We start from the raw sequence: 7,750 nt of genomic DNA on the forward strand, positions 1-7,750 counted from the left end.
CACTCTTTGCCGTCAAAATTGACTCACAGCTTGTCCTGTTTGGAAGTGAGGGAAGTAGGCTGCGGGGCTCATGTCTTCGTCCCTCCTCGAAGCCTTCCTCGACCACGCCCACGGCGCGCCGGGGCGGCCGTTGCTCACGTTCGAGCGTGAGTCGACCACCTACGGCGAACTGGCCGCGCACGTCGCGTCCTTCGCGAAGGGCCTGCGTCAGCGCGGCTTGCAGCCGGGCGAGCGCGTGGCGCTCTTCCTCGAGAACAGTCCGCGCTTCATCGTCGCCTACCTGGGCGTGCAGCACGCGGGCTGCGTGGTGGTGCTCGTCAACACGGCGTACCGCCAGGTGGAGCTGGCCCACATCCTCGCGGACGCGGAGGTGCATACGTGTGTCACCGGCGCCTCGGGGGTGGCGGAGCTCATTCCCCTGAGAGACCAGCTCCCGTCGCTGCAATGGCTCGTCACCGTGGAGCCGCTCACCGCCGCGCCGCCGGCCTCGCTGGAGGTCATCGACTTCGACGTGCTGCTGGAGGAGGGCGCGACGTCACCGGTGGCGCTCGCGCTGCCGCGTCCGGAGGACCTGGCGGTGCTGGGCTACACGTCCGGCACCACGGGCCGCTCCAAGGGCGCCATGCTGCTGCACCGCAACCTGCTGGCCAACGTGAAGGCCGTCACCGAGGCGTGGCGCTGGACTTCGGCGGACCGGCTGCTGCTCGCCCTGCCGTTGTTCCACACGCACGGCCTCATGGTGGGCCTGCACGGCACGCTGTACACCGGCGGCAGCCTGGAGCTGCACCGGCGCTTCGTGGCCACCGACGCGCTGGCGACGTTGCGCGATGACGCGTCGCTGACGATGTTCTTCGGGGTGCCCACCATGTACGGCAGACTGCTGGAGGAGTCGCGGCGCACGGGGGTGAAACCCCTGGAGCTGCGCCTGTGGGTCTCCGGCTCCGCGCCCTTGAGCCCCCAGCTCTTCCACGACATCGAGAAGGACTTCGGCACGCGCATCCTGGAGCGCTATGGGATGACGGAGACCATCATGAACACCACCAACCCGTATGACGGCGAGCGCCGCCCCGGGACGGTGGGCTTCCCCTTCCCGGGCCAGGAGGCGCGCGTGGTGGATGTGCGGACGCGCCGGCACCTGCCCCAGGGCGAGACGGGGGAAATCGAGGTCCGCGGCCCCCACGTCTTCGCGGGCTACTGGCGCCGGCCGGACGCCACGTCGGAGTCCTTCTGCTCGGAGGGTTGGTTCCGCACGGGAGATTTGGGCGAGTTGGACGCGGACGGCTACCTGCGCATCACCGGGCGGGCGCGGGAGCTCATCATCAGCGGCGGCTTCAACGTGTACCCGCGCGAGGTGGAGGAGGTGCTCGCCACGCACCCGGGTGTGGCGGAGGTCGCCGTGCTGGGCCTGCCGGACGCGGACTATGGCGAGCAGGTGGTGGCCGTCGTGGTACCTCCACCCGGCATGCACGCCCCCGATGCCCAGGCGCTGGTGGACTGGTGTAAGGACAGGCTCGCGAGTTTCAAGAAACCCCGTCGCGTCGTCTTCATGGACTCGCTGCCTCGCAACGCGCTGGGCAAGGTCCAGAAACATCTGCTGAGAGCCCGACTGCGGTGAGACACCTGGTCCGCAACATTCCGAACACACCGCGTTCAAAACCGTGGCTTGCGCCCGGCCGTGTCCTACCGTCCCGCCCTGGGGTGGCAGCAGCCGGAATGGCCCGGCTGTTCGAGGCCACCCGTAGTCACCAAGGGCGAAGAGAGGGTGTGCATCGATGAAGCGGCTGCTCATCGTCGATGACGAGCTGGCCATCGTCGAGGCACTCCAGGACATCCTCTCCGTGGAGGGCTACGGCATCCTCACCGCGTTCAACGGCGCGGAGGGCCTGCAGCGGATGGCGGAGGTGCGTCCGGACCTGGTGCTGTTGGACTTGATGATGCCGGTGATGGACGGCCGGGAGATGCTGCGCCGCATGCGCGACGACCCGGCGCTGCGCACCATCCCCGTGGTGGTGATGAGCGCGGGCCGCATCTCCGAGGAGGAGCGCCGCTCCAGCGCGCGCTTCCTGGCCAAGCCCTTCGAGCTCGACTTGCTGCTGGAGACCATCGCCGAGCTGCTCGGCGGCCCCAACGGGCCCACGCCGGGGAGCACCGGGACGGCGGGCTGAGGCACGCCGTCCCGCCGTCGGGCTCGAAGCTCAGCCCAGGTCAGCCCGGCGTCGCGCGGAACAGGGTGTCGCGGTAGTACTGCAGCTCGTTGATGCTGGAGCGCAGGTCGGCGAGCGCGGTGTGCCCGCTGGGCGGCTTGCGCGGCTCCACCAGGTTCGGGTACCAGGCGCGCGTGAGCACCTTGAGGCTCGTCACGTCCACCATGCGGTAGTGCAGGTAGCGCTCCAGGAGCGGCATGTACTGGAACAGGAAGCGGCGGTCGGTGTGGATGGAGTTGCCCGCCAGCACGCCCTCGCCCATCGGACAGTGCTCCGCCACCAGCGCCGTCACTTCCCGCTCCGCCACCCGCAGCGACGTGCTGGAGGCGCGCACCTTCTCGAGCAGGCCGTTGCGCGTGTGCATCTCCCGCACCACGGGCTCCATGCGCAGGAGCGCTTCCTCCGGCTGCCAGATGACGCGTTCGAACTCCGCGAGGGGGCGCAAATCCGGCCCGGTGATGATGACGCCAATCTCGATGATGGCGCACGACTCGGGGTCCAACCCGGTCATCTCCAGGTCCAGCCAGACAAAGCGGGGTTCACGCGAGCGCATGACGATGCCTATACCAGCCCTCGCGCCCACGCGGGGCCTCAATACTCCGCTTCAGACCTCGACCTCGCATTCGGCGGTCCACCGTCCGTCCGCGCCGCGGCGCACCGTCGGTCCGGTCGACCCGGGCTCCGTGATCATTCTCGAGCCTCCAGTCGAGGCGCATCCAGGTGGCGCGCGAACCAGTCCCCCGCGCGGTGCGCCACCTCCTCCAGCGTGCCCGGCTCCTCGAACAGGTGAGTGGCTCCGGGGATGACGATGAGGGACTTGGCGGAGGGCAGCTCGTCGAACGCGTCCTGGTTCAGCTCCAGCACGTCCACGTCCAGGCTGCCCACCAGCAGCAACGTGGGCGCTCGCACCCGGGCCAGCGCGGGCCCGGCCAGGTCCGGCCTGCCGCCGCGAGTCACCACGGACTGGACCCACTCCGGATGCATCGCCGCCGCCATCAGCGCCGCCGCCGCGCCCGTGCTGGAGCCAAAGTAGCCCAGGCCCATCTCCGACAGCTCCGGCTGGGACTGCGTCCACCGCGTCACGGCGATGAGCCGCCGCGCGAGGAGCGGGATGTCGAAGCGCAGCTCGCCGGTGCCCGCGTCCATCACCTCCTCATCCTCGCTGAGCAGGTCGAACAGCAGCGTGCCCAGGCCCGCTTCACGCAGGCCGCGCGCGACGGCGCGGTTGCGTGGACTGAAGCGACTGCTGCCGCTGCCATGCGCGAAGACCACCAGCCCGTGCGCGCCTGGAGGAAGACCCAGGCTGCCGCCCAGCTCCACGCTCCCGGAGCGCACCCTCACCTCGCGGACCTCCAGGTCCTTCGGCTTGTCCTGCCTCATGGGGCCGCTCTCCTCGCGTCACGGGTTCACGTCGTCACCACGACATGGCTTCACGGCTTCACATCCAGGTCCCACCCGAGTCCGTGGACTCCACCACCTCCTGCGAGCGCCAGGGCGGCTCACGGGAGCGCTCGACCAGGTTCTGCAGCTCCACGTCCGGGAACGCGCGGAAGTCTTCATACGCCTCGGCCACCGTGAGCAGCCCTGGCTCGGTCCACACGCAGGCCACCGTGTCCGCCTCGCGCCGCAGCACCTCCAGCCCCTGGGGCGAGGCCACCGGGGTGCCCATCACCAGCCGGGCCGGGTGCAACAGCCGCAGGGCCCTCAGCGCGGCGGCGGCGGTGGCGCCCGTCAGCACGCCGTCATCCACCAGCACCACGGTGCGGCCTCCCAGCCCCGACGGCAGGTGCCCGCGCAGCCGCCGCGCCTGCTCCTCCACCACGCTGGCCTCCTCGCGGATGAGCGAGTCCAGCTCGCCCCTGGGCAAGGGCGCCAGCCGCAGCGCATCCGAGAGCAGGTACTGGCCTCCGCCCTCGGACACCGCGCCCATCGTCAGCACCCGCCCGGGGATGCTCAGGCGCCTGGACACCCAGATGTCCAGCGGGACTTCCAGCGCGCGGGCCACCTCGTACGCCACCCGAAGCCCTCCCCGGGCCAGCCCCAGCACGCGGACCTCCGAGCCCCGGTAGGGCAGGAGCACCGCCGCCAGCCGGCGCCCGGCGTCTGCTCTGTCGCGAAAGCGCATCGTCACTCTCCTTGTCCCTAGGGAAAGCACGGCCGGGCTCGCTGGCGGCTTAGGGGCGGGCAACGGCTCTCTCGAAGGCATGTCGCCAGGGGAGGTAGCGAGCGCCGCGCCCTCGGGCCACCGGGCGCGCTAGGGTTGGGGCATGGACCCCATCCTCCTCATCGGTACCGCCAGTCCCCACCTGGGACGGGAGCTCGCCCTGGCCCTGGGCGTGGCGCCCACCGACTGTCACTTCGAGCGGTTCCCGGACGGGGAGATGCACCTGGAGGTCCCTACCTCCGTGCGCGGACGCACCGTGGTGCTGGTGCAGTCCCTGACGCCCCCGGCTGGAGAGCACCTGCTGGAGCTGCTGCTGATGGCGGACGCGTGCTGGCGGGCGGGCGCCGCGCGGTTGGAGGCGGTGGTGCCGTATCTGGGCTATGCGCGGCAGGACCGGCGCGCGCGGCCGGGCGAGCCCCTGGGCGGCCGCCTGGTGGCGGACATGCTGTCCCAGGGCCGCTTCGCTCGGGTGCTGGTGGCTGACCTGCACAGCCCCGCCCTGGAGGGGTGCTTCGGCGCGCCGCTGGAGCACCTCACCGCGTTGCCGGTGCTGGCGGAGGCGCTGCGGCCGCAAGTCACCGACACGTCGGTGGTGGTGGCGCCGGACCTGGGCGCGGTGAAGCGCGCGGAGGCGCTGGCGCGGCTCCTGGGCCTTCCGTGGGCGGTGATTCACAAGGTGCGGCTGAGCGGTGACGAGGTGCACGCCAGCGGCCTCATGGGCGAGGTGCGCGGCAAGCGGCCCATCCTGGTGGACGACATGGTGTCCACGGGCGGCACCCTCGTCGCGGCGGCCGGCACGCTGCGCGAGGCGGGCTGCGCGGACGACCTGACGGTGGTGACGACGCACGCGCTGCTGGTGGGACCGGCGGTGGAGCGGCTGAGCGCGCTGCCGGTGAGTCGGCTCGTCGGCACCGACAGCGTGGAGCCCCCGCTGGGGCTGCCGTTCGAGCACCGGGTGGTGACGCTCGCGCCGCTGGTGGCCCGCGCGCTGCGGCCGTGAGCTGGAGCGCGGTGCGGTAGGACGGGTGGGCACACGAGGGCCCGTCGCCTTTGAGTGGGGGCTCGGGGGGGGATGCAAGTTGAGCCCGCACCGGGGATGGACTCGGTCTAGGCTTGGCCCATGTCCGACACGTTGCTGACGAAGCGGGAAGCGGGGGTCCTCACCCTCACCTTCAACCGACCCGAGAAGAAGAACGCCTTCACGCATGCGATGTACGAGACGGCCACCGCCGCGCTCAAGCAGGCGGCGACGGATGACGAGGTCCGCACGGTGCTGCTCACCGGCGCGGGCAGCGTCTTCACCGCGGGTAATGACATCGGCGACTTCATGGAGCACCCGCCCGCGGGCGAGGACAGCGCGGTGTTCCTCTTCCTCAAGGCGCTGGTGGACGCGCCCAAGCCCGTGCTGGCGGCCGTGGATGGCCCCGCGGTGGGCATCGGCACGACGATGCTCTTGCACTGTGACTACGTCGTGGCGAGCGAGCGCGCGCGCTTCCACATGCCCTTCGTCCAGCTCGGCCTGTGCGCGGAAGGGGCCAGCAGCCTGCTGATTCCGCGCATCGCGGGCTACGCGCTGGCCAGCGAGCTGCTGCTGTTCGGCGAGCCCTTCGACGCGGCGACGGCGCTGCGCGCCGGCATCATCAACAAGGTGGTGCCCGCCGAGAGCCTCCAGGAAGTGGCCGCCGAGCGCGCCCGCACCCTGGCCTCCCGTCCCGCCGAGGCCGTGCGCGTGACGAAGGAGCTGATTCGGGGACCGCGCCGCGAGGAGACGCACGCCACGCTGGCGCGCGAGGGCGCGAAGTTCATCGAGCGCCTGGGCTCCCAGGAAGCGCAGGAGGCCTTCATGGCCTTCATGTCGCGCGGCAGCAAGAAGTAGCAGCCCCGCCCGTGTCGACGTGGTGAGCCCGGAGCCAATGCGGCCCCGGGCTCCCACTTCCGAGCTTCCGGGCTTCGGAGCCGGGTCAGCGCGTCTTCGGGGCCTGCGGCGGACGCGGCGTGGCGCGGCCCCCGAGGAATGACTCGATGCTGGCCGCCTGCGCCGCCTTCAGCGCGACGCACTGGTCCACCGACTCCAGAATCTGCGCCAGCATGCGAGGCCCACCCGGCGCGTTCTCGTTGCGCGGCGTGAAGAAGTCAGAGACCTCCTGGCGCCGCTCCGGGCTGCAGAAGCTGCCGCCCACGAAGGCCATCCGGCCGGCCGCGTCCTTCGGCAAGAGCGCGTCGGGCGAGTCACCCACCAGCCGGTCGTAGTTCTCCTTCACGAAGTCGAACGCCACGCCCTGCGTGCGCACGTGCTGCGTGGCCCCGAACACCAGCCACATCGTCTCGCGCGGGTCCAACGCCTTGTCGAACACCAGCGGCAGGCTCTGCTTCACCAGCTCCGGGTCCGTGAAGCTGCTCAGCGCCCCCAGCAGGCGCTGACGGACAGCGCGGTCCTTCTCCGTGCGCACCGCCGCGAGGAGCTTCTGCTGGAAGGCCGCGTCACCGTGGGCCGCGGCGACCGAGAGCACCGCGTCCACCATCTCCGGCTCGATGGCCTTCTTGTTCGTGAGCCACTTGTCCGCGAGCGTCCGGGACTCCGCGACAATCTTCGGGTCCGCGCCGTCACGGCCCGACAACCGCACCACGCGCGGACGCAAGAGGCGCGTGTCCTCGCTCTCGCCCTTGCGCGAGGCGAGGCCCAGCTCGCGGGCCCGGGGCCCATACGTCTCGCGCAGGAAGCGCGCGCGGTCCGGCAGCCGGGCCTCCGGCAGCAGCCGCGCGCTCGACAGCTCCAGCATCTCCATGGTGCTCTCGACGATGACCCGGTCCGGGTCCTGGGCCATGCGGGCCGCCAGCGTCAGCGCCTCGGAGGCCGGCAGCGCGCCAGCCAGCGCCAGCGCCTTCACGTCTCCCAGCAGCGCCACGCGCTCCGAGCGGGACAGCTTCGCCACACCCGCCCGCAGGAGCTTCGTCGCCGCGTCTCCCGCCAGCTGCATGCGGAAGAAGCCCGCGCCCTCCGCGTTGGGGAACACCCAGGCGGGGCAGGTCTTCGCCTCCGTCAGGGCCACTTCGGCGCGCTCGCCCTCCAGCACCGTGCAGGCGCGCGCGTCCTTGTTGCCCGCCGCGTACTCCACGCACACGGGCACCTTCCACGTCTGCGGCCCCGGCGCCTTCGAGCCCAACCGCAGGTAGCGCTGCTGCGTGAGGACCACCTTGGGCTGCCCCGCGCCGCACTCCAGCGTCGCGGTGACGAGCGGCGCGCCGCCCTGGTCCAGGAACGTGCCCAGCACGCCCGTCACGTCCTGGCCGGCCTCGGCGGACAGCGCGTCCAGGAAGTCCTTCGCCGTGGCGTTGCCGTGCGCGTGCTTGCGCAGGTAGCGCTGGATGCCCTTGCGGAACA

General features: G+C 71.4%; 8 protein-coding genes. 4 read left to right on the forward strand and 4 right to left on the reverse strand.

Features of this window, described 5'->3' with window-relative positions:
- Nucleotides 1-70: 70 nt before the first annotated feature.
- Together ACN469_RS26100 and ACN469_RS26105 are read left to right on the forward strand one after the other, a co-directional pair.
- On the forward strand, nt 71-1,615 hold the full coding sequence (locus ACN469_RS26100) for an AMP-binding protein (protein WP_498771883.1): 1,545 nt from the start codon (nt 71-73) through the stop codon (nt 1,613-1,615).
- Between the two features lie 157 nt (nt 1,616-1,772).
- Nucleotides 1,773-2,165, forward strand: a complete 393-nt coding sequence (locus ACN469_RS26105) for a response regulator (RefSeq protein ID WP_498771885.1) — start codon at nt 1,773-1,775, stop codon at nt 2,163-2,165.
- 40 nt (nt 2,166-2,205) lie between these two features.
- Here the strand turns inward: ACN469_RS26105 and orn are convergent, their stop codons facing one another.
- From orn to ACN469_RS26120, 3 genes are all read right to left on the reverse strand, one after another.
- Nucleotides 2,206-2,757 (reverse strand): oligoribonuclease, encoded by a 552-nt coding sequence (gene orn, locus ACN469_RS26110; RefSeq protein WP_498771887.1) that lies wholly within the window; start codon nt 2,755-2,757, stop codon nt 2,206-2,208.
- A gap of 134 nt (nt 2,758-2,891) precedes the next feature.
- On the reverse strand, nt 2,892-3,584 hold the full coding sequence (locus ACN469_RS26115) for a dienelactone hydrolase family protein (protein WP_498771889.1): 693 nt from the start codon (nt 3,582-3,584) through the stop codon (nt 2,892-2,894).
- Nucleotides 3,585-3,642: 58 nt separating this feature from the next.
- On the reverse strand, nt 3,643-4,329 hold the full coding sequence (locus ACN469_RS26120) for a phosphoribosyltransferase (protein ID WP_498771891.1): 687 nt from the start codon (nt 4,327-4,329) through the stop codon (nt 3,643-3,645).
- A gap of 142 nt (nt 4,330-4,471) precedes the next feature.
- Here ACN469_RS26120 and ACN469_RS26125 point away from each other — a divergent pair, with 142 nt between their 5' ends.
- On the forward strand, nt 4,472-5,368 hold the full coding sequence (locus ACN469_RS26125) for a ribose-phosphate diphosphokinase (RefSeq protein WP_498771893.1): 897 nt from the start codon (nt 4,472-4,474) through the stop codon (nt 5,366-5,368).
- A 120-nt stretch (nt 5,369-5,488) separates the two neighbouring features.
- The gene (locus ACN469_RS26130) at nt 5,489-6,244 is read left to right on the forward strand and encodes an enoyl-CoA hydratase (RefSeq protein WP_498771895.1); all 756 of its coding nucleotides are present in this window, start codon (nt 5,489-5,491) and stop codon (nt 6,242-6,244) included.
- A gap of 85 nt (nt 6,245-6,329) precedes the next feature.
- Here ACN469_RS26130 and ACN469_RS26135 read toward each other — a convergent pair.
- Nucleotides 6,330-7,750: ERAP1-like C-terminal domain-containing protein (locus tag ACN469_RS26135; RefSeq protein WP_498771897.1), on the reverse strand; the 1,421-nt coding region annotated here is incomplete at its 5' end.

This window comes from Corallococcus terminator (assembly GCF_049194865.1).
GTDB lineage: Bacteria > Myxococcota > Myxococcia > Myxococcales > Myxococcaceae > Myxococcus > Myxococcus terminator_A.

Excerpts from the sequence above, each read along its gene's own strand:
- ACN469_RS26100 (WP_498771883.1), top strand. The coding sequence starts at position 71 with ATGTCTTCGTCCCTCCTCGAAGCCTTCCTCGACCACGCCCACGGCGCG.
- ACN469_RS26105 (WP_498771885.1), top strand. The coding sequence starts at position 1,773 with ATGAAGCGGCTGCTCATCGTCGATGACGAGCTGGCCATCGTCGAGGCA.
- orn (WP_498771887.1), bottom strand. The coding sequence starts at position 2,757 with ATGCGCTCGCGTGAACCCCGCTTTGTCTGGCTGGACCTGGAGATGACC.
- ACN469_RS26115 (WP_498771889.1), bottom strand. The coding sequence starts at position 3,584 with ATGAGGCAGGACAAGCCGAAGGACCTGGAGGTCCGCGAGGTGAGGGTG.
- ACN469_RS26120 (WP_498771891.1), bottom strand. The coding sequence starts at position 4,329 with ATGCGCTTTCGCGACAGAGCAGACGCCGGGCGCCGGCTGGCGGCGGTG.
- ACN469_RS26125 (WP_498771893.1), top strand. The coding sequence starts at position 4,472 with ATGGACCCCATCCTCCTCATCGGTACCGCCAGTCCCCACCTGGGACGG.
- ACN469_RS26130 (WP_498771895.1), top strand. The coding sequence starts at position 5,489 with ATGTCCGACACGTTGCTGACGAAGCGGGAAGCGGGGGTCCTCACCCTC.